Source organism: Kribbella sp. NPDC026611, from assembly GCF_040638345.1.
Classification (GTDB): Bacteria; Actinomycetota; Actinomycetes; order Propionibacteriales; family Kribbellaceae; genus Kribbella.
This window is the reverse complement of sequence record NZ_JBEZYC010000013.1, coordinates 204,917-225,514: the sequence shown is the minus strand read 5'-3', so window position 1 is coordinate 225,514 and position 20,598 is coordinate 204,917. Positions and strand designations below refer to the sequence as shown.

The 20,598-nt window shown below is 68.7% G+C and carries 19 protein-coding genes; 14 read left to right on the top strand and 5 right to left on the bottom strand.

The window, feature by feature from the left end; translation table 11 throughout:
• The first annotated feature begins 64 nt into the window (after positions 1–64).
• The gene (locus tag AB0E69_RS38210) at positions 65–949 is read left to right on the top strand and encodes a LysR substrate-binding domain-containing protein (protein WP_360158232.1); all 885 of its coding nucleotides are present in this window, start codon (positions 65–67) and stop codon (positions 947–949) included.
• Here AB0E69_RS38210 and AB0E69_RS38205 read toward each other — a convergent pair.
• Entirely contained in the window at positions 946–1,758 is an 813-nt protein-coding gene (locus AB0E69_RS38205; protein WP_360158229.1) for a UbiA family prenyltransferase, read from the bottom strand. The two genes, AB0E69_RS38210 and AB0E69_RS38205, sit on opposite strands and share 4 nt — an antisense overlap.
• 18 nt (positions 1,759–1,776) lie before the next feature.
• Here AB0E69_RS38205 and AB0E69_RS38200 point away from each other — a divergent pair, with 18 nt between their 5' ends.
• The 3 genes from AB0E69_RS38200 to AB0E69_RS38190 are packed head-to-tail and all read left to right on the top strand — an operon-like array spanning position 1,777 to position 4,361.
• Entirely contained in the window at positions 1,777–2,829 is a 1,053-nt protein-coding gene (locus AB0E69_RS38200) for a type III polyketide synthase (RefSeq protein WP_360158226.1), read from the top strand.
• On the top strand, positions 2,830–3,342 hold the full coding sequence (locus AB0E69_RS38195; RefSeq protein ID WP_360158223.1) for an isoprenylcysteine carboxyl methyltransferase family protein: 513 nt from the start codon (positions 2,830–2,832) through the stop codon (positions 3,340–3,342). It begins immediately after the preceding gene.
• Positions 3,339–4,361, top strand: coding sequence for an FAD-dependent monooxygenase (locus tag AB0E69_RS38190; protein WP_360158220.1), 1,023 nt, complete (start codon positions 3,339–3,341; stop codon positions 4,359–4,361). Before AB0E69_RS38195 ends, AB0E69_RS38190 begins: the two co-directional genes overlap by 4 nt.
• A gap of 205 nt (positions 4,362–4,566) precedes the next feature.
• Here the strand turns inward: AB0E69_RS38190 and AB0E69_RS38185 are convergent, their stop codons facing one another.
• Positions 4,567–6,108, bottom strand: coding sequence for a helix-turn-helix domain-containing protein (locus AB0E69_RS38185; RefSeq protein WP_360158217.1), 1,542 nt, complete (start codon positions 6,106–6,108; stop codon positions 4,567–4,569).
• Positions 6,109–6,198: 90 nt separating this feature from the next.
• Here AB0E69_RS38185 and AB0E69_RS38180 point away from each other — a divergent pair, with 90 nt between their 5' ends.
• A complete protein-coding gene (locus tag AB0E69_RS38180) occupies positions 6,199–7,464 on the top strand; it encodes an FAD-dependent oxidoreductase (RefSeq protein ID WP_360158214.1) in 1,266 nt (421 codons plus the stop codon).
• A 270-nt stretch (positions 7,465–7,734) separates the two neighbouring features.
• Positions 7,735–8,136, top strand: coding sequence for a VOC family protein (locus tag AB0E69_RS38175; RefSeq protein ID WP_360158211.1), 402 nt, complete (start codon positions 7,735–7,737; stop codon positions 8,134–8,136).
• On the opposite strand, the gene AB0E69_RS38170 is transcribed toward AB0E69_RS38175, so the two are convergent.
• Positions 8,117–8,605, bottom strand: coding sequence for a hypothetical protein (locus tag AB0E69_RS38170; RefSeq protein WP_360158208.1), 489 nt, complete (start codon positions 8,603–8,605; stop codon positions 8,117–8,119). The genes AB0E69_RS38175 and AB0E69_RS38170 overlap by 20 nt on opposite strands.
• Positions 8,606–8,639: 34 nt before the next feature.
• On the opposite strand from AB0E69_RS38170, the gene AB0E69_RS38165 reads away from it, so the two are divergent.
• On the top strand, positions 8,640–9,479 hold the full coding sequence (locus tag AB0E69_RS38165) for a hypothetical protein (protein ID WP_360158205.1): 840 nt from the start codon (positions 8,640–8,642) through the stop codon (positions 9,477–9,479).
• Positions 9,480–9,485: 6 nt separating this feature from the next.
• Here the strand turns inward: AB0E69_RS38165 and trxA are convergent, their stop codons facing one another.
• Both trxA and AB0E69_RS38155 read right to left on the bottom strand, forming a co-directional pair.
• Positions 9,486–9,875 carry a thioredoxin gene (trxA, locus tag AB0E69_RS38160; protein ID WP_360158202.1) on the bottom strand — a complete coding sequence of 130 codons (390 nt, stop codon included), beginning with the start codon at positions 9,873–9,875 and terminating at the stop codon, positions 9,486–9,488.
• A gap of 136 nt (positions 9,876–10,011) precedes the next feature.
• Entirely contained in the window at positions 10,012–10,887 is an 876-nt protein-coding gene (locus tag AB0E69_RS38155) for an aldo/keto reductase (protein WP_360158199.1), read from the bottom strand.
• A gap of 754 nt (positions 10,888–11,641) precedes the next feature.
• On the opposite strand from AB0E69_RS38155, the gene AB0E69_RS38150 reads away from it, so the two are divergent.
• From AB0E69_RS38150 to AB0E69_RS38120, 7 genes are all read left to right on the top strand, one after another.
• Entirely contained in the window at positions 11,642–12,604 is a 963-nt protein-coding gene (locus tag AB0E69_RS38150; protein WP_360158196.1) for a conjugal transfer protein, read from the top strand.
• A gap of 52 nt (positions 12,605–12,656) precedes the next feature.
• Positions 12,657–12,941: a hypothetical protein gene (locus AB0E69_RS38145; protein WP_233714649.1), complete on the top strand. Its 285-nt coding sequence runs from the start codon at positions 12,657–12,659 to the stop codon at positions 12,939–12,941.
• On the top strand, positions 12,941–13,504 hold the full coding sequence (locus AB0E69_RS38140) for a hypothetical protein (RefSeq protein ID WP_360158192.1): 564 nt from the start codon (positions 12,941–12,943) through the stop codon (positions 13,502–13,504). Before AB0E69_RS38145 ends, AB0E69_RS38140 begins: the two co-directional genes overlap by 1 nt.
• Positions 13,501–16,479: an ATP-binding protein gene (locus AB0E69_RS38135; protein ID WP_360158189.1), complete on the top strand. Its 2,979-nt coding sequence runs from the start codon at positions 13,501–13,503 to the stop codon at positions 16,477–16,479. The genes AB0E69_RS38140 and AB0E69_RS38135 overlap by 4 nt, the downstream gene beginning before the upstream one ends.
• The gene (locus AB0E69_RS38130) at positions 16,476–18,485 is read left to right on the top strand and encodes a hypothetical protein (RefSeq protein ID WP_360158186.1); all 2,010 of its coding nucleotides are present in this window, start codon (positions 16,476–16,478) and stop codon (positions 18,483–18,485) included. The genes AB0E69_RS38135 and AB0E69_RS38130 overlap by 4 nt, the downstream gene beginning before the upstream one ends.
• 156 nt (positions 18,486–18,641) lie before the next feature.
• Positions 18,642–19,421, top strand: a complete 780-nt coding sequence (locus tag AB0E69_RS38125; RefSeq protein ID WP_360158183.1) for a hypothetical protein — start codon at positions 18,642–18,644, stop codon at positions 19,419–19,421.
• A gap of 15 nt (positions 19,422–19,436) precedes the next feature.
• Complete coding sequence (locus AB0E69_RS38120; protein WP_360158180.1) at positions 19,437–20,585, top strand: hypothetical protein; 1,149 nt, start codon at positions 19,437–19,439, stop codon at positions 20,583–20,585.
• Positions 20,586–20,598 lie beyond the last annotated feature (13 nt).

Genomic DNA, 20,598 nt, shown 5'->3' with positions numbered 1-20,598 from the left:
TCCTTGCGGTTCGGTGCTGGATTCTGACAGCGAATTACTCCTATTAGTCTTATAGCGTCACGTAATGGGAGGTGCATCGATGTACGACCCGGACCAGTTGCGCACGTTCCTGGCGGTCGCGCAGTCGCTCAGCTTCACGCAGGCAGCGGAGCGGCTGGGCATCCGGCAGCCGACGGTGAGTCAACACGTGCGCAAACTCGAGGCGGCGGTCGGTCGTCCGCTCTTCGTCCGCGACACCCGCACGGTGACGCTGACTGCGGACGGAGAGGCGATGGCTGGGTTCGCGCGCACGATCCTGGCCGCGCACGAAGAGGCCGCCGGATACTTCACCGGTTCCGAGCTCCGCGGCCGGCTGCGCTTCGGCGTGACCGACGACCTCGCGCTCACTCCGCTGCCGAAGATCCTCCGCGACTTTCGCCAGCTGTACCCGCGGATCGACCTCGAGCTGACCGTGGCCCAGAGCCCAAATCTGCTCCGCCGGGTCGAGTCCGGTCACCTCGACCTCGCGTACGTCAAGCACAGTGGTGGCGGCTACGAGCCGAACGGCCGGCTGGTACGGCGTGATCCGCTGGTGTGGGCCGGGATCGCGGGGACCCGCATCGCCCCGGACGGACCGGTCCCGCTGGTCGCGTACCAGGCACCGTCGCTGAGCCGCTCGCTCGGCGTGCAGTCGCTCGAGCAGGCCGGGCGGACGTGCCGGATCACCTGCATCGTCCGCGGCGTCAACGGCGTACTCGCAGCCGTCCGGGCCGGGCTGGGGATCGCGATCTTCGCGCGCTCGCTGATGCCGGCCGACCTCGTCGAGCCGCCGCCGAGTGCTGGGCTGCCAGAGCTCCCGCCGGTCGATCTTGTGTTGATCACCAATCCGCGTGCGGCGAAGGAGCCGGCCGAGGCACTCACCGCCGCGATCCTTGGGAGCAACGCGCCGCTGAAGCCGGACGCAGCCTAGACCAGCGCGTCTCCGCGCAGTACGAGGGTGACGATGCTGACCGCGGCGATGCCGATGGTCACGAGGAACGGTGCGTTGCGCCAGAGCAAGATGACCGCCAGCAGTGCAGCGACGACAACCAGAGCTATCCAGCCGACGACGCCGAGCGGACCGGCCGGTGCGATCACCAGGAGCCCGGTAGCGGCGGCCAGTGGGAGTGGCGCGAGCAGACGGGCGTAGGAGCCGAGCCGCTGCGGCCAGCCCCGCACACCGGTGGCCAGGTCGTCGGCCAGATCGGGTACGACGTTCGCCAGGTGGGCACCTACCCCTAGGAGGGCGCCGGCCGCGGTCGCCCACCACGGGGCCCAGACGTGGGCCGTGCCGAGGGTGACGAACGAGGGGAGTGCCCCGAACGCGACGGCGTACGGGAGCCAGGAGACCGCGGTCGACTTCAGGCCGAGGTTGTACGCCCAGGCGCAACCGACGAAGAGCAGATGAACCAACCCGGCCACCAGACCGTTGGCAAGGGAGACCGGAATTGTGACCACCAGCATCACCCCGGCCCCGACGGCCAGCACCCGGCGACTCACCAGTCCACGCACCACGGGCTTGTCCTGCCGGTTCACACTGGTGTCGCGGGCGGCATCTATCGCGTCATTGCTCCAGCCGATCGAGAGGTGGCCGGTGAGGATGGTTGCTGCGACGAGGAGACACCCGGCGGGACTACGCCCGGCCGACCACGCGACAGCCGTGACGAACGCGGTGACGGCGACCGTTGGTCCGGGGTGGCATGCCAGCGCCAGACCTTTCAGCGTCCTCAGGATCCGCACCGACGTAACGATGCCACGATGACGCGGATCGCAGCGGTCCGGCCCGCGTTGCCGCCGTACCGCTATCCGCAGTCAGAGCTGACGGAGGCGTTCGAGTCGATCTGTCTGCCCGACGGACGCGGCGCGGCCCTGCTACGGCGGCTGCACGCGAACGCGGGGGTGTCGCACCGGCATCTGGCCTTGCCGCTGGAGCAGTACGCCGCGCTGAAGGACTTCGGTGCGGCGAACGACGCGTGGATCGCGGCCGCGGTCGAGCTCGGGGCCGAAGCGGTCGCGGGTGCAGTGAAGGATGCCGGGCTGACGCTGGACGATGTCGACGTACTGATGTTCACCACGGTGACCGGGGTGGCGGCGCCGTCGATCGATGCTCGGGTAGCGATGCGGCTCGGGCTGCGGGAGGATGTCAAGCGGCTGCCGCTCTTCGGGCTCGGCTGCGTCGGCGGAGCGGCCGGGGTCGCTCGGCTGCACGACTACCTGAAGGCTTGGCCGTCACACGTCGCCGTACTGCTGTCGGTGGAGCTTTGCTCTTTGACGTTGCAGCGAGACGACGCCTCATTGCCCAACCTGGTCGGTGGCGCCTTGTTCGGTGACGGCGCGGCTGCGGTGGTGCTGACCGGGTCGGAGCATCCGGCGGCGACCGGGCCGTCGGTGGTCGCGACGCGCTCGCGGCTGTACCCGGACTCGGAGCGGGTCATGGGGTGGGACGTGGGCTCCGGTGGGTTCCGGATCGTGCTGGGGGCAGACGTACCGGAGGTGGTCCGGAGGTACCTCGGTGGCGACGTAGAGGGGTTTCTGTCGACGTACGGCCTGACGGTGCCGGACATCGGCACCTGGGTGAGCCACCCGGGTGGACCGAAGGTGCTGGAGGCGGTGTCGGAGACGCTGGGGCTGCGGCCGGGCGCGCTGGATCTGACGTGGAAGTCGCTGGACGCGGTCGGCAACTTGTCGTCGTCGTCGGTGCTGCACGTGCTCGGTGACACGCTCAAGCTGGATCCTTCTCCTGAGGGTCCTGGCGTGATGCTCGCGATGGGACCGGGATTCTGTTCCGAGCTCGTGCTGATGGAGTGGTAAATGTACGGCTGGTATCTGGGGTTAGTGCTGCTGGTGGCCGCTGAGCGGGTGGCGGAGCTGGTGGTGTCGCTACGCAACGCGCGCTGGAGTTTTGCGCAGGGCGGTGTGGAGTCCGGGAAGGGGCACTACCCGTTCATGGTCGCGCTGCACACGCTGCTGCTCGCGGCGTGCATGGTGGAGGCGCTGCACCGTCCCTTCATCCCGGCGCTCGGGTGGACGATGTTCGCGGTGGTGCTGCTGTCACAGGGGTTGCGGTGGTGGTGCATCTCGGTCCTCGGACACCAGTGGAACACGCGGGTGATCGTCGTACCCGGTCTGCACCTGGTTGCTCGTGGCCCGTACAGGTGGCTCCGGCACCCCAACTATGTGGCGGTCGTGGCGGAGGGGATCGCGCTGCCGCTGGTCCACACCGCGTGGGTCACCGCGCTGGTCTTCACGGTCCTGAACATCCCGCTGCTCGCTGTCCGCATCCGCAGCGAGGAAGCGGCGCTGAAGTCCGCACTGGTGACGTGAGCGACTTCGACCTCCTGGTCGCCGGCGCGGGTCCTGCGGGTGCTGCCACAGCCATCCGGGCTGCCCTCGCCGGCCTCTCGGTGGTCGTTGTCGAGCCGCGCTCGTCTCCGATCGACAAGGCGTGCGGCGAGGGGGTCGCGCACAGTGCGGTCGACTACCTGACCCGCCTGGGCGTGGAACTCGACGGCCACCCGTTCCACGGCATCCGCTACCTCGACGGGGTACACCAGGTCGACGCCCGCTTCACCGCCGGCCCCGGCCTCGGAGTACGCCGTACCACGCTCCAAGCGGCCCTGTCCGCCCGCCTGAAATCCCTCGACATCCCAGTCCTCCAAGCGCGCGTAGGCGCCATCACCCAAAACCAAACGTCGGTAACGGCCGCCGGTCTGACCGCCCGCTACCTGGCCGCCGCCGACGGCCTCCACTCACCCATCCGCCGCCAGCTCGACCTGTCTGCCCCGGGCGGTGATGAGGTACGGCGCGGGCTCCGGCAGCACTTCCAGGTCGCGCCATGGACCGACCTCGTCGAGGTGTACTGGTCCCGCCTTGGCGAGGCCTACGTGACGCCTGTTGCCGACGACCTGGTGGGTGTTGCTGTGCTCACCTCTGCTCGGGGGAGCTTCGACTCGCACCTCGACGCCTTCCCCGCGCTGAAACGACGGCTGGCCGGCGCTCGGCCTGCCAGCGCAGTCATGGGCGCCGGCCCGCTGAGACAGCGCGTGCGGTCGCGCACCGCCGGGCGGGTGCTGCTGGTGGGTGACGCCGCCGGGTACGTCGACGCGCTCACCGGCGAAGGCATCGCGGTAGCCCTCCGCACCTCCGCCGAGCTGGTCGACTGCCTCCGCGCCGACCGCCCGCAGGACTACGAAGCGGCCTGGCGACGCGTCTCCTGGGAGTGCCGGTTCCTGACCGCATCGTTGCTCTGGGCCCGCAATCGAAAGGCGCTGGCCGCACGCATCGTCCCCGCGGCCGCCGCGCTGCCCGACGTGTACGCAACCATCGTCAACCGGTTGTCGTAGGCAAACATGCCGCGGGCCCGGCGATCACTCAGACAACCGCCGGGCCACGCAAAGCCCGAGCTTCCTGGTGAAAAGCTCGGACCGAAGCCGTTCCGGCCTCCTGGTGAAAGGCCGGACCGGCTGGCAGGAACGACTCTGTCAGCCGGATGTTGCCCGGCAGTTGCCGGAATGTGAAGCCTTGTTACACGGCGTTGTGGCGTAGGTCTCAGTGCTCCGTTCGCACCGTCGCGATCTGCAGCTGCAGGGCGAGCCGCTGCATCGGATCCGAGAGCTCGAGCTCCGCAATCTCACCGATCCGCTTCATCCGGTGCCGCAAGGTGTTGGTGTGCAAGTGAAGCCGGCGCGCCGCCCGCTGCGGCTGCCCGGGGTAGTCCAGCCAGGCTTGCAACGTCTCGACGAACCCGGTGTCGTGCTCGATGTCGTGCCGGAGCAGCGTGGCGAGCGGACCATCCAGCTTGGTGGTATCAAGTGAGGTAACCGCTCGATGGACGGTCAGCACGTGCCACGCCTCTTCCACGCGCAGCGCAGGCCCCGCCGCGACACCTCGCCGTACCAGACCGAGCAGCTCGACCGCCTCGGCCCGTGAGCTCGGCAGGTCGGCCGGTCCGCGCGCCGGACCGCCGGCTGCGGCGACCGTACCCGGCGAGGACTCGACCACCAGCTTCTGCAACCAGTTCCACGACCCAGGTCCGTCCGCGTCCGCGGTGACGACTGCCAGCACGGTCCCGTCGAGGTCAGCCAGCTGCGGCTCGCTCCAACCATGCCGGCGGCCGATCGACTCCCACAGGTCCAGCTGCTGCGGTACGTCGTAGCCGTCCGGCGAGCCGAGCGCGACCACACGCCACGGGTGCGGCGGAAGGCGTACGTCGACCGGACTGTCCGGCGAGAACTGCCGCAGCATCGTCCGCAACCGGTCAATCGCACTACGCCGCGCCACGTCCGCCTGAGCCCGCAGCCGCAGCAGGTGCAACGCCAGCACCGACGCAGCGTCGCTGAGCTTCGCAGTGACCTCGTCACTCACCGGACCGTCCACTACAGCCCAGATAGACCCCAGCCACTCGCCACCAGCCCGGACAGGTACGACGAGACGCGGCCGGATGCCGTTAGGACCCGCAGGGACCAGGAACGGATCGCTGGACCGCGCCAGGCGCCGGAAGATGCCCCGCGCCCGGAAGTGAGCGATCACCTCCGGCGGTACTCGACGGCCGACGATCGTGGAGACCCGGGCCGGGTCGGTGAAGTCCTGCCCCGACGAGTACGCCAGTACTCGCGACTGGTTGTCCTCAATGGTCACTGGGGCGTCCACGATCGCGGCAGCCGCGTCAGCCAGTGCAAACAGCTCCTGGTGCACACCGGCGTCACCAGCGGCGGGGGAGTCCGGTGCGCCGGCCCGGTCGATGACGCCGCGCAGCAGCCAGACCACGTGGGCCCACGTGACGCCCGGCTGCAGCGCGACGAGCGTGAGCGTCGACCGCTCCGCTGCGGTGACCACGGCCGCCTCGTGCGCGAGCGCAGTACGCAGCACCACACCGGACGCAGCGCCGGCCGCACAGCGCTCGACCAGCTCTACCGCATCCTCTGCGTCGCGTAGACCGACTCCGAGGACCAGATCGCCCGGCTGGCCGGTCGCCGGCTCCTGCGGGTCGGCCAGGAACACGTCCCGCACCTCGCTGTCGCCCTTGCCGGTCACCACCACCTCGAACAGGGCAGGGCCGACGGCGGTGATCAGGTCAGACGCGGAGATCATAAGGTTATTGTGCGATGAGCACCGTAATTTGTCGCGTATATGGTGTGATCGCACCATGACAGCGGCTCTCGGCGGCCGCACCATCGATACATGACCACCGTTGGTTCCACGCATATCGTTCCGGATCGCGTCGCCGTCGTCGGCGCGGGCATGGTCGGTCTGGCCACTGCCTGGTTCCTCCAGGAGGCCGGTGTCGACGTCACCGTGCTCGACCGCGAGGGCGTCGCCGCAGGCGCGTCCTGGGGTAACGCCGGCTGGCTGACCCCCGGCCTGGCCACCCCGCTCCCGGAGCCGGCCGTCCTCAAGTACGGCGTCCGTGCGGTGCTGAGCCCCTCCTCCCCGGTGTACGTGCCGCCGTCCGCGAGCCCCCGGCTGGTCAAGTTCCTCACCCGCTTCGCTCGCAACAGCACCGCAGGCCGCTGGCAGACCGCGATGGAGTCGCTGGTCCCGATCAACCGGCAGGCTCTGACGGCGTTCGACTTCCTGGCCAAGGCCGGCGTCGAGGCGCAGACGTACGAGGCGAAGTCGTTCCTGGCGGCGTACCGGACCGTCGAGGAGCGGAAGGTCCTGCTGGAAGAGATCGAGCAGATCCACGCTGCCGGCCAGGGCATCGAGTTCGAGGCCATCACCGGCGACGACGCCCGCGAGATCGAGCCGTCGCTGTCCGACGAGATCGGCGCGGCGATCCGGCTGCACGGCCAGCGCTTCATCAACCCCGGTCAGTACGTCCAGCTGCTGGCCGACTCGGTCCTCGCCCGCGGCGGGCAGATCATCAGCGGAGTCGTGGTCAAGGACATCGTCGACGAGATCCGGGGCGTCCGGCTGATCACCGGCGACGGCGAGACCGACCCGTTCGACGCGGTCGTGATGGCGACCGGCGCCTGGCTGGGCGACCTGGCCCGGCAGTTCGGTGTCCGTACCGTCGTCCAGGCGGGCCGTGGGTACAGCTTCAGCGTGCCGATCGCGCACGTACCGGCCGGCCCGGTGTACTTCCCGGCGCAGCGGATCGCCTGCACGCCGCTGGGCGACCGGCTCCGCGTCGCGGGGATGATGGAGTTCCGCAAGCCCGAGGCGAAGCTCGACCCGCGCCGGATCGGCGCCATCGTCGAGGCCGCCCGGCCGCTGCTGCGCGACGCCGACCTGGACGCGCGGACCTTCGAGTGGGTCGGCCCGCGGCCCTGCACCCCGGACGGCCTGCCGCTGATCGGCGCCACCGCGTCGCCGCGCGTGTTCGCGGCCGGCGGGCACGGGATGTGGGGGATCACCCTCGGCCCGATCACCGGCCAGTTGCTGGCCGAGACCATCACCACCGGCCGTACTCCGGAGGAACTGCGCCCGTTCAACCCCCTCCGCTGACGACCCTCCGCTGACGGCCAGGAGGGGCCCAAGGACGTGGCCCCTCCATCCTGCTGACCGTTTCTGCGAGCAGCCCCTCTCGGTGACCCTGATCGGGCAGTGCTCCTCACACTGCCCGCGCCTCCGCCGGCCACCAACGTCGCCGCTCCGGTCAGCCACAGAGCGGGCCCTGGCTTTGTTTCCCTGCCCAGGGCCCGCTCTTCTGTCTTCTGCCGGCCCTGTTGTCTGCCGGCTTTGGTTTCTGTCGGTGGCCTCTGCCAGGGTGTCCGCATGGTTCTTCGCTGGTACACGGTCGTGGTCGACTGCCACGACGTTCGCAAACAAGCCGCGTGGTGGGCCGAGGCCATCGGCTGGAAGACGATCTACGCCTCCGACAACGAGTGCGTGAACATTCCGGGCTGGGTGGACGAGGCCGCGACGGAGGACACTCCGTGGGAGCAGATCGGGCCTGGCATGGTCTTCGTGCCGGTGCCCGAGGGGAAGACGGTGAAGAACCGTCTGCACTTCGACTTCGCGCCGCACACCTCCCAGGACCGGGACGCCGAAATCGCTCGGCTGGAGCAGCTGGGCGCGACGCGGGTGGACATCGGTCAGCCCGACAGCGCGAGCTTCACGGTGCTCGCCGACCCCGAGGGCAACGAATTCTGCGTGCTCAGCTCACGCGACTCGTAGTCCGGGTGCGCGCAGCCGACCGGAGTAGCGCGCCCAGGCCGAGCGCGCCGAGTCCGCCGGCGAGGTTCGTCGTACCCCACCAGAAGCCGTGCCGCGGACGCGCTTCCGGTGCGACGCTCCTCGCGTAGGCGTCGACCTGGTCCTGGATCTGCTCCTGGTCGTCCGCCGACAACCCGCCGTCGTCCGCGAGCTGCTCGGCCAGCGCGATCACGTCCGAGTTCTGCTCCTCGGTGAAGCCCGGGAAGGCTGCGGTCGTGCCGGCCGGCGCCGTCGGCAACGACGTACAGAACAGTGGCCTCCCGCTCTCCAGGCTCAGCTGGACCTTCTGCACGCCACAACCGTCGCCCGAGTGCTTGAACCCGACCTGGTAGTCGCCGTGCTGCAGCCACAGCTCGAGTACGCCGTACCCCGTCAGCGCGAGTCCGCCGACGACCAGCACCACCGTTGCAACCGCCCCGATCAGCCGCATGTCCCCATCCTCTCCTGTGGAAGGTGGCTAATCGGTGCAGATCCGGGTATGGATGGGGGCGATCAGCGATCGGGGACGACGTACGGAGGCGGCGGCGATGTCCGAACAAGCTGAGCACGGGGCTGCGCACCGGCAGAAGAACACGCCGGGGTGGACGGTGACCGCGCGTCCGATGATCGATGTGGCGGGGCGGATCCTGTGCCTCGTCCTGGGTGCCGCGCTGCTGGTCGCCGGGCTGGTGGGGCTGTTCACCGGCGCGACCGAGGGCGAGCTGCTGATCGTGCTCGCGGCGGGGCTGCTGCTGCTGGTGATGCCGTCGATCGTCGACCGGCTGGTCAAGCTGCGGGCCGGCCAGTTCGAGGTCGAGCTGATCCGGCAGATCGCGGTGAACGCGCGGAAGACCGCCGAGGCGCTCCGCCGGCTGGGTCTCGCCGACCAGCTGGATGCGTACGCGACCATCTACACCGAGCTGCGCGACCCGGAGCTCAAGGGCATTCGCGGCGAGGTCCTCGACCGCATCGTGCAGCGGGTGTCGAACGCTGCCGCGGTCGAGAAGTTCGACAAGGCGGAGGTACGGGAGCTGTTCCTGAACGGCTCACCGATCGTCCGGGTCCTCGCCCTCGGGCTGATGCAGGGCGACCTCTCGCTCGTCGACGGCGACGTCCTGCAGGAGGCGATCGACAGGTCGCTCACCGGCAACGAGCAGTACCACGCGCTGAAGGTGGTCCGGGACGGCTGGGGTCGGCTCTCGGACACCCAGCGGAACCAGCTCGTCAACGCGATCAAGACCAACGCCCGGATCGAGCGCGGTCCCGCGCGCCGCGAGGTGGCAAAAGAAATCCTGGGACTCGGGGTGAGTCCCAGGATTCCGTGAACTGAATCAGTGCGTGTGCGGCTCGGTGCCGTGCTCCGCCTCGTGGGCGGCGATCTGGGCCTTGACCTCTTCCATGTCGACCGCCTTGAGCTGGCCGATCAGGTCCTCCAGGCTCGCGGCCGGCAGGGCGCCCGGCTGCGCGTACAGGACGACGCCGTCGCGGACCGCCATCAGGGTCGGGATCGACCGGATGTCGAACGCCTGCGCCAGCTCGACCTGTGCCTCGGTGTCGACCTTGCCGAACTTGATGTCCGTGTGCTCTTCCGACGACTTCTCGAACACGGGTCCGAACATCTTGCACGGGCCACACCACTCTGCCCAGAAATCAACCAGCACCAGGCCGTCGCTACCGACCACCTCGTTGAAGTTCTCCTGGGTCAGCTCGACCGTTGCCACTACGACCTCCGAAAGTAGATGAGTACAGCGGTGTCAACAGCGAACTGCCCCGAAGTTGTTCCCGCGCGCCTCGTACCCAACCACGCCGTCCCGAAGCGACCGGAATCCGGAGCCGGGTTGTGACCTGGGCCACGTGTCAGATCGGCATGTCCACGAACGGTGACTCGTAGTCATGGACCTCCTGCAGGATCGAGGCGGCGGCCTCGGGGGTCAGGTCGGCGCGCTCGCGCTCTGCGACGATCATCTGGTTCAGCAGCCGGGTCTCACCCGCGGTCGCGAGGCCGGTGATCTCCGGGTGCCCGTTCAGCAGCCAGGCGGTCGCGGCGGTGATGTACCGCTGCTCGTCGAACGGCCGGTACCAGGTGTCGTACGCCTTCTCCTCGCCGTCGTGCCAGTTCCGCCGGGCGATCATCTTGATCGTCATCAGCGCCGCGTCGGACGCCTTGACGGCCTCGACCAGCGCCGCGTAGTCAGCGGCGTACTGCGGGTCGGTGGAGAGTTTGTAGTTGAGCGGCGTGAGCACGCTGTCGAAGTCGAACCGGCGCAGGCCCTCGGTGTGCACGGACGGCGCCTGCGCGGTGTGACCGGTGATGCCGATCGCGCGCACCATGCCCTCGTCCTTGGCCCGGACCGCGGCCTCGAGCGAACCGCCCTTGCCGGTGACGAGATCAAGGTTCTCCAGGTCGCAGACCGCGTGCATCTGAATGAGATCGACGTGATCGGTCTGCAGCCGCTCCAGCGACCGGTTGATCTCGCTCCAGGCCTCCTCGAAGGTGCGGCGGCCGGTCTTGGTGGCGAGGAAGATCCGGTCCCGGATCTCCGGCATCCGCGGGCCGAGCCGGAGCTCGGCGTCGCCGTAGTCCGCCGCCACGTCGAAGTGGTTGATGCCGGCGTCCAGGGCCTCCTGGATCGAGGCGTCGGCGCGGTCCTGGTCGACGCCTCCGAGCGAGGCGGCACCGTAGATCAGCACCGAGCTCTGGTGGTCGAGCCGGCCCAGTCGGCGAGTTTCCATCCTGGTCCTCCAGGGGTAGCAGGGTTACCACGACCTTATGCCCGCGCGGGCCGTCGGCAAGCGGTTGTCCACAGCCCGATTTTGACCCCTGCGGCACGGGAGAGTTTTCCACAGGGGCACCGGTAGATCGGTTACTATGCGTGATCAGTTGATCGGTTCTTTACCATGTTGTTCGCACGGATTTTCGAATCTGTCCGCGGCGTGTGGCATGGTGTGCGCTGCCTGGGCGACCGGAACGGGGATGAGAGAGGAGCTATGACGACGGTACCGAAGGTGTCACGCTTGCCCGGTGAGGGTGACACTGCCCGCGAGTGGGGTAACAGTATGGCTGCGGGGAGCGATGTTGCCTCCGGATCCTCGGCTGAGGTCTCCCGGTGGACAGTCGCTTGCCGTATTCTCCCGGCTACTGTCCGCGTAACTGCTGTCTGAGGGGCGGGTAGGGATGAGTTGGTGGCGAACTGCACTGAATCTGCCGCCAAAAGGTGAGCATTGGTCGGACCAGCGCCGGACCAAGAAGGCGAGCAGAGGTCGCCCACAGAGCACCGCACCGGAGTGGTGGGACCACCCCGGTGGACCGGTGTCACCCACCCCTCGCCAGGCGCAGGGCGTAGCAGCGCAGTACTCCGCTCCCCAGAACCAGGGCCCGCCTCCCAACGGTGGTGTGATGGCTCCGCCGCGTCGTCCTGCGTCGCGGCCGTCGGATGCTCCGCAGCACCAGCAGCCGCCGCAGCCCGGACCGCGGACACCCGAACGTTTGAAACAGCGTTCCCCCCATGGTGCCCACGGCGCGCACGCCGCGCCAGGGCCTGCGCGTGAGGTTCTCGAGCCGGGGCAGACCCCGTGGTCGACCGAGCCCGAGTCGTCGTTCTCCACCTGGGCCCGGCGTTTCTTTCGCGGCCTGGTGGTGGTCGTGCTGCTCCTGGCCGCGATCAGTGGCGTCCGGTCCTGGATCGCGCCGAACCGCACGCCGGAGACCGTGGTCACCGGGCAGAACAGCTTCCCGTCCGACGAGGCCCGCGCGGTCGCCACGCGGTACGGCGTCTCCTACCTGACGTGGGACGAGGACAACCCGGACCAGCGGCCCGCCCAGATCGGTCTGGACCTGGCCGCCGGACTGGACAGCCGCGCCGGCTGGAACGGTCGCGGCAAGCAGACCGCCTCGGTCGCCTACCCGGGCGAGGTGACGGTCGCGCCGGACGGGATCACCGCCGCGGTCGACGTCCGGGTCCGGATCCAGACCTTCGTGAAGCGCGGGAAGGTATGGGCCGCCGGACCGTTCAGTTGGGACCGGCTGTCGGTCCCGGTCGCCCGGACCACGGGCCGGGTGGTGGCCAGCGGGCCGCCGACGTTCGTACCGGACACCCGGGCGGCGCTGCCGGACAACATGCCGGACGCCGGCGCACCGGACGACGAGCTGACCAAGGCGACGGAGAAGGACGCCCAGGCGTTCTTCAGTGCGTACGCCGAGTCGGACGACAAGGTGTCGGCAGTGGCCGCACCGGGCTCGAACATCCGCAGCCTGGGCGGCGCGGTGAAGTTCGGCGACCTGAAGGACTGGCAGGTCTACGCGGGTAACGACGACGAGCGGCGGGCGACCGCAGCCGTCACCTGGGACGGGGTGGGCGAGACCACTCTGGACCAGACTTACACGCTCACGTTGAGGCGTACTGTCGCCACGGACGGAGCACAACGATGGCAAGTGGCAGCCGTCGGATGACCACAGCGACGAGCCGTCGGACGACCGAGGCAACAAGGGAGACACCGCAATGATGACGCACGAACTGGCTGCGAGCGTGGTTCAGCTTGCCGTGCCCATGGCCGACCCCAACGTCCCGACGGGTGCGGACTTCAAGGACTGGGTCCTGGTCATCGCGGGCAACATCTTCATCGCGATCCTCGTGCTGCGCGCCATCGGGCACTACTTCAAGCGCGAGTGGGGCGAGCTGTTCGGCCATATCGCGGCCGGGGTCCTGGTCGGTGGGCTGATCTACGCCAACAACCAGACCATCAACGTGCTCAAGGGCTTCTGGGGATTGCTCTCCGGGGGTAATTGATGCGAGTCGGCCGTACCCTCACTCACCACTTCGAGATCGAGACCCGGCAGTACGACCTGCTCGGCATCGATCTGGGAGAAGGCGCCCGGAGGCGGATGATCATCTTCGGTGCGGTGATCATCGTGCTCTGGGTCGCGCTGCTGTTCCCGTTCATCGGGGTGCCGCAGAAGACCACCGTCAGCCTGTACATCGTCCCGCCGTTCGTGATCACCGCGTTCGGCTGGCGTCCCGGTAAGTTCCACGAACGCCGCCGCCGCGTGACCGAGTGGGCCTTGTCGGTCCGCTACGCGTTGCGGGCCCACCGCCCGATCATCGGGCTCGGTGCCCGGGCCGCGGACAAGACGGAGTACCTGCCCTGGCGTGAGCGCGTCGCGACCCGCAAGGTGGCGGACCTGGCCAAGGCCAGAGTGACGCCGGAGTGGGAGCGCGAGGTCGTGGTGGAGCTCGATCCGATGGTCCGCGCCGGTGCGGACATCACCGTGAACCAGCGGGCCCGCCTGCTGGGTTCGGATCACGTACAACGGGTCAGTCGCAGGACGTCATCAGGGAAGAGGCCTGGATGAAGATCGCTGACAAGCTCCTGAACCTGGTGGGCGTCGGCCGCGAGCGCGGCCTGCCGCCGCCCCGCCTGGTCGCCATCGCCGACGGCTTGCTGGTGACCGAGCGCAGCGCCGAGGCGTGGTTCCTGATCTCGGTGGCGAACACCGACCTGGCCACCGAGGCCGAGCAGGACGCTGCCCTGGACGCGGCCGTCAGCGCGGCCGCGACGATCCTGGGCGACCGGCTCAGCCACCTCAAGGTCGTCTGGGGCCGCTCGACCGGCCAGGACTACATCGACTCCATCGCCGGCCACTACCGGCTGGGCGACCACGAGGCGTGGGCGCAGACCCGTGCGGACCGGATCGACGAGATGCGCATGCCGGAGCGGTATGTCGCTCTCGGCGTACACCTGTCGGACCGTGATCCGCGGGCGACCGCACAGGTCCGTGGGTCGATCAGCGACGCTCTTGGCACGACCTCCTGGCGCGTCAGCGCACGTGAGCTCGCGCACCTGGACGAGCGGGTGCGCAAGCTCGCTCGTCAGCTCGGCTCGACCGTGTGGCGGGCGCATACTGCGCCGGCTGAGGTCATCTCGTGGCTGATCAGCCGGGAGATGCACCGCGGTGCCGTGGCTGCGCCGCGGCGTGGTCTGATCACCGGTGCGTCGCTGGCGCGGCTGACGTCCGGCCGGGTGGTGCCGTACACCGACCACCTGCGGATCTACGACACGCGTGGGCAGATCGCGGCGTACACGACTGTGCTGGCGATGACGGACTTCCCTGAGGAGCTGGAGACGCCCGGCGCGGGGGAGTGGCTGCGGACGCTGTCCGAGATCAAGGCGATCGACGACGACGGCGACGAGATCGACGTCACCGTCGAGGCCTCGGTGCGGTTCCGGGTGCTCACCAAGAAGACCGCGCGGCACCTGGTCGACGAGACCCGGAAGAGCGCGAAGGAACAGCGCAGGTCGGCCGCGAAGGGTACGGCGGAGGAGACCGCCGACGAGATCGTCGAGACCGAGCGGGTCATGCGTGAGGTCAAGCGCGACATCAACCGGAGCGGTCTGACGCTGGTGGAGGACCACCCGCGCCTGCTGGTGAGTGCGGACACGCGTGAGGACCTGGAGGCGTACGTCGACGCGGTCATCGCGCACTACGCGGACCGGGGCATCACCGTGGCCGCAGGTGCCGACGAGCAGCGGGACCTGTGGCTGGAGTCGCTGCCGGGCGACCAGCTGCGCGTGCCCGACCTCGGACACGTGCGAGAGTCGACCGCCTTCTTCGGCTCGTGGTTCTGGGGCGGTGCGTCGATCGGTGACGCCACCGGGCCGGCCATTGGGTACCTGACCGGGTCTACGCCCGGTCTGGTGCGCTTTGACGCGGCTGCAGGCTCTGCGCTCGGTGACGCGACCACCACGCTCTTCCTGGGCCGGTCCGGTCGAGGCAAGACGACTGCGGCCATGATGGGCGGCCTTGACTCGGCCTTCGCCGGCGCATGGGTGCCGTTGCTCGACCTGAAGGGCGACGCGGCGGGCGTATCCGCGGTTGCTGCCGAGTACGGCGTACCGACTGCTGTCATTGAGATCACGGCCCAGTTCTCCGGTGCCGCGGACCTGCTGCGGGTGCTGCCGGTCGACGACGCGTTGCTGCAGGCACCGTCGCAGCTGATGCTGCTGCTGCCTCCGCACCTGCGTGGCGCGGCCGAGGCGCCGGTGATGGCGGCGACCCGTGCGGAGATCCAGTCGCCCGACCCCTCGTCGTGGGGAGTCATCCAGCGACTCTGCAACTCCGACTCCGAGACCGTCCGCACCGTCGGCTTCGCGTTGCGCGACCTGGTCGAGACGGGCCTCGGCTCGGTTGTCGCCGGCCCGCCGTCCGGTCTGTCGTCGCTGACCACCAACCCCGGTCTGTGGGTCGTCCAGATGCCCGGCCTGACCCTGCCGTCGCCCGAGTCGGCGCCGGAGTCCTGGTCACCGATCGAGCGCGTCGGTATGGCGTGTCTGCGCGGCTGCCTCGCCTGGATGGTCCGTACGACGGGCCGCCGCGAGTTCCGCGGCCGCTCGAAGGTCGTCATCGTCCCCGAGGTCCACCTGCTGACGAAGACGCCCGACGGCGCATCCTTCCTCGACTACATCGCCCGTGTCGGCCGTGCCCTCGGCGCGTCCCTCGTCCTGGACACCCAGGACCCGGCGTCGATCCTGAAGCTCCCCGGCCTGGTCGAGCAGATCACCACCTTGTTCGCCTTCAGCCTCCGCTCCCGCGAACAGGTCGACTCCCTCCTCGAACTCCTGGGCCGCCCGCAGACAGCGCCGTACCAAACGCTCGTCCGCGGCATCAACACCGCCGCCAACGGCAAGTCCATCCGCCACGGTCACTGCATCATGCGCGACCGCTGGGACGAGGTAGCCACCGTCCAGATCGACATCCCCAGCCAGCGCGTAGCAGCCCTCCTCCGCACCACTCCCGAATCCGAACACGCCAACACGCCCGCGGCTCCCGCCCCAACCCCCCAGCTACCCGCGGACCCCTTCGCCGAAGACTACGAAGAACCCCTCGAACCAGCCGCCACAGCCCAGGCCCACATCCCCTACGAAGAACCCCCCACCACCCCCCTCCAAGACACCCCCACCCCGGCCGCCCCACCGCCGCACGCCCCCTCAGCGCCGGTAGCCCAAGCTGCGGCCCCAGTAACCCAACCCGCGGCGCCGGTAGCCCAAGCCGCACCTCCCGTAGCCCAACAAACCGGCCACCCCCCAACCCCCAACGGCCAAACCCACAATCTCCCCGCCGCTGCCACCCCCGCCGCACCCTCCAACGGCCACACCCCCACAGAGCCCCCCCAACCCCCCGTCCGCTACGAATCCCCCATAGGCCCAGACGAGGTCTACGACCAGGAAGCAGACGAAGCGGCCTACAACGAGGCCATGTACCCCGCCCACAACGATTCCCCCCCAGACCCCAACCGCCCCCCACCCACCAACAAGGAGCACGTCGCATGAGGTGGCCCCGCCGCCTCCGAACCGCGGCCACCGTCCTCACCATCTCCTTCATCGTCACCGCGCAGGTAGCCCTCGCCGCCGACCCCAACCAAGGTCCGACGAACCCCACCGGCTTCGCCGACCTCCTCCCCACCCCCGACCTAACCCACGGCGACACCCGCACCCTCTTCGAGCAGTACACACCGATGGCGTACGGGCTGGACTTCGACACCGGCCTGACCGACACGTTCAACATGATCTTCAACGGATATGCGTACCTCGTGATGATGTACATCGTCGCGATCACGAGGGCGGCGATCTCCGTTGGTTGGTGGCTTTTCTCCTTCACGGATGTCAAGCCGCTGACGGACGCCACGTCGGCGACGATCGGTGCAACTGGTACACAGTTGGTGGGTTGGCTGCTGCCTTCGGCGCTGGCCTTCGGCGCCGTCGCCGCTTACACCCAGCGCCGTGCGACCGGGAGCGCGCTCGGGCAGCTGATCTGGGTATTTGTGGCAGGCGTGCTGAGCATCAGCTTCGCTGTTGCGCCCGCGACTTGGCTTAGAGGCGTCGACGGAGCGCGGCAACTCGGGGCAGGGGCAGTGATGTCCGCATCATCCGACGCGCTGGGTCCGACGATGCAGAGCCCCATCGCCTGGCCCGAGCCAGGATTCACGGGAACTGCGAAGGACACATTGTTGCGAAAGTCCGCCGACGCGAGTTGGCGCGGATTTGCGGTGACTCCATGGTGCATCGCCGAGTTCGGCTCGATTGCTGCTTGTGAGCGATATGGCAAGGGAATGCTTGACGTCGGGGTCAACCCGAAGGACAGAGCGGACTATGTGAACAAGGTCGTTGTCCCGGCTGAGGGCGGTGAGGATTCACCGACCGCGAAATGGGTGAAGGGAGACAACCCATTCGGCAGGACTGCCGTGGTCATGCTTGCGGCAATCGCGGCGACACTGTTCGGGTTCCTCAACATCGGCTTGGCCTTCACTGCGCTCATGGCATTCGTCGGCGCATTGCTTCTCCTCGTCGTCGGTGTTTTCTTTGCCTGTTTGTGGATTATTCCAGGCAGGCCGCGCCAATGGGGACTCAACTGGTTCGAGGCGCTCGTCGGATTGGTGCTCCAATCATTCCTGGCCATGCTTGTCTTCGGGACGGCGCTCACCTTGGTGACAGCGGTGTTCACCCTTACCGGCACGTTGGGCTGGCTGCCCGTAACTGGTCTTTCCATCGCGGTTCTCATCGTCGGCTTCCGGTTGCGGCGGTTGCTCGACAGTTTGACGACGATGATGCGGCCGGGCGCTGGAAGCATCATGCTCGGTGGAATGGCTCGGCGTGGGGCGATGAGCGTGGTCAGACGAGCCATGGGGGCACTCAGCAGTCGAGGTGCGTCCCCTGCGCCGACTGAGCGCAGCCGTGATCGCGTTCGCAGTACAGAGCCCAGCACTCAGCGCGTCTCTTCGGTTCGTGTGTATCGGCAGGCTCCGGTTGCTGGTTCTTTGGGTCGGGGCGGAGCCGCGAGTTCGCCTTACGAGTTGACGACCGGGGCCGAGCGGAGGCGGGCTGATGCCGGTGCATCGCCGGGTGGATTTGGGCCTGGCGGGCAGCAGGCCGCAGGCGCTGCAGCCGGTGGTCGGCTGGCTGCCGCCGCGAATCCCACGCGGACGAGTTCGGCGCTCAATCTTGCGCGTTCTCGGGCGCAGTCCAGGGATGCCAACAAGCGTCCCACCATCACCGTGACGTCGGCTGGTGTTGCGTCTGCTGGTGGGAGTTCGAGTAGTGGGAGTCGTGGCAACGCTGAGGCGCAGCGTGCCCGGCATTCGCGGCGGCCGGTGCAGGCGTCGGTCAATGAGGTTCGGTACGAGCCGCGGATCCACTCGCACTCGGCGAGCCTTCGGGAAGGACCGCCGAAGGGGCAGCGGGTGCGCCGGAAGGCGCCGAGCTCTCAGCCGCGCAGGTTCCGCGACTACTCCGCCGTCACGAAGGACGGCGTGACGGTGCACGTGCCGACGCGTAGGTGATGCCGGATGGCCCGGAAACCACGTTCGCCGCACGACCGCCGGGAAGGCGCGAGCCAGTCCCGTCATCGCGCCCCGGATCCGCAGGACGCGGACACCGGTCGTCAGCGGTCCGGAGGTCGGCAGCGGCCAAACGAGCCGGACGGTTGGCGCTCGTTGATGAGCACCGACTACGACTATCCCGAGGAGCTGGACGACCTCAGCGGCCGGGAACGCCGCCGCGCCAAGAAGACCTGGCGCCGTGACGACCACGCGCAGCGGATGGCCTGGTTGCGGAATCAGCGTCAGGCCGAGCCGACCAGCCCTGTGACGATCCTGGTCCTAGTTGTCGTGCTCGCGATCGTCATTCTCGGGATCGGCGGCGGACTGCCGCGCCTGTTGGGCGGGAAGAGCAAGGACGACGGCGCTCCGATCAGTTTGCTCACGCCCGGGCGCTCCGTCGTACTCCCCACCGCTCCCGGAACGCAGCAGAGCCAACCGACCGCGCCAACCTCCGCCGCCCTCACCACGCCGCCACCTCTCACCCAGCGCCCGTCGTCCGAGGCGACCGCGTTGGCGACTGATGTGGTCGGCGCCTGGGCAAGAGCCTTCTACACGCGCGACCCGAGCGCGGAGACGTACGCCGCTCTGGTGTCGAAGTGCGCGAAGTACATGACCCCCGAGGTGGCTTCGAGCTTCAGTGCGGCAGGCGACCCGACGTACGACGCTCTCAAGACTGATGGCGGGAAGTCGACAGTCATCTCAGTGCCGGTCGGCGCGCCTCCGGCCACCGCCGAGGCTCCTGTGGACACACCTGACCGGATCACGCGGTTCGTGAAGGTCACCATCGATGTCACCGGCAAGCACCCCCAGCGGTTCGAACTACCCCTGCTCGTCACCCTCGGCAATCCGAACGGCCAGTGGGTCATCAGTGAGGTGTCTGGCGGTACGGGGCCATGACGGCGGGGGACTGCGATGTTCGACGAGCGTGATCTCGGTCGAGGACTCCTCTCGGTCGCCAGCCGCGGCGTGTTCGTCAAAGGCGCTGCGGTGCTCGCGATTATCGGAGTCGCGAGCTTGCTGATGCTGGCGCCGTTCGGCGGTACCGGTCAGTCGCAGGCTGCCTGCCTTCCAGGCATCCCCGGACAGGTCGGCGACCCGAAGACGCGGATGCCGGTTCGCCTGGCGCAGGTCGGGTTCGCCAAGCTGATCGATCAGGTGGCGGTGCAGCGCGGTCTGCCGGGCAAGGCAACGCTCATCGCGCTGATGACCGCACTGGTCGAGTCGGACCTGCAGAACCTGACGTACGGCGATCTCGACTCGGTCGGTCTGTTCCAGCAGCGGCCCGCTGCCGGCTGGGGAACACGCGACGAGATCCTGAATCCGCACTATGCGATCGAGGCCTTCTTCGGAGGAGCAGAGAAGCCCGATCCGCCCGGCCTCGTGGACATCAACGGTTGGCCGTCGATGAATCTCGGAGACGCTGCCCAGGCGGTGCAGGTTTCGGGCTTCCCGGAGCGTTATGCGACACGCGAGACGGAGGCGCGTGAGATCGCCGCGCAGGCCGGGATCAATCTGACCAGATCCGGCGATCCGTACGCCGGTCGCGCGGATGCGCCGACCGGTGGTTCGGCTGCGGACGGACTCCAGGATGCGAATGAGTGTGGCCAGATCGGCGGCGGTCTGGTCGACGGCAAGCCCATCAACGGGGTCTGGCCACCGGAGGCCCAGAGCGTCACGGACCCGACCGGCACGGGTGGTCTGGTGACCCCTCGTACGGCGGCGTGGGTCGCGCTGGCTCGGAAGAACCTGGGCAATCTCAGCATGAGCTGCTGGGACGCCCATGCTTGGAACCCGACCAGTGACCATCCACGTGGCAAGGCGTGCGATGTCATGGTGGGCACTGACGCACGAAAGTCGGCGCCCGCCAGGGCTCGCGGCGACCAGATCGCCAACTGGGCCGTCAAGACCGCTGGGCAGACAGGCGTGCACTACGTGATCTGGTACGGCAAGATCTGGTCAGCGCGCCGCGGCACGTGGATCCCGTACAACGGCGGCGGCGTCTACGACCCCACAGACGCCACCGGCGGCCACTTCGACCACGTCCACGTCTCCCTCTACTAACCCGCCACCCCAA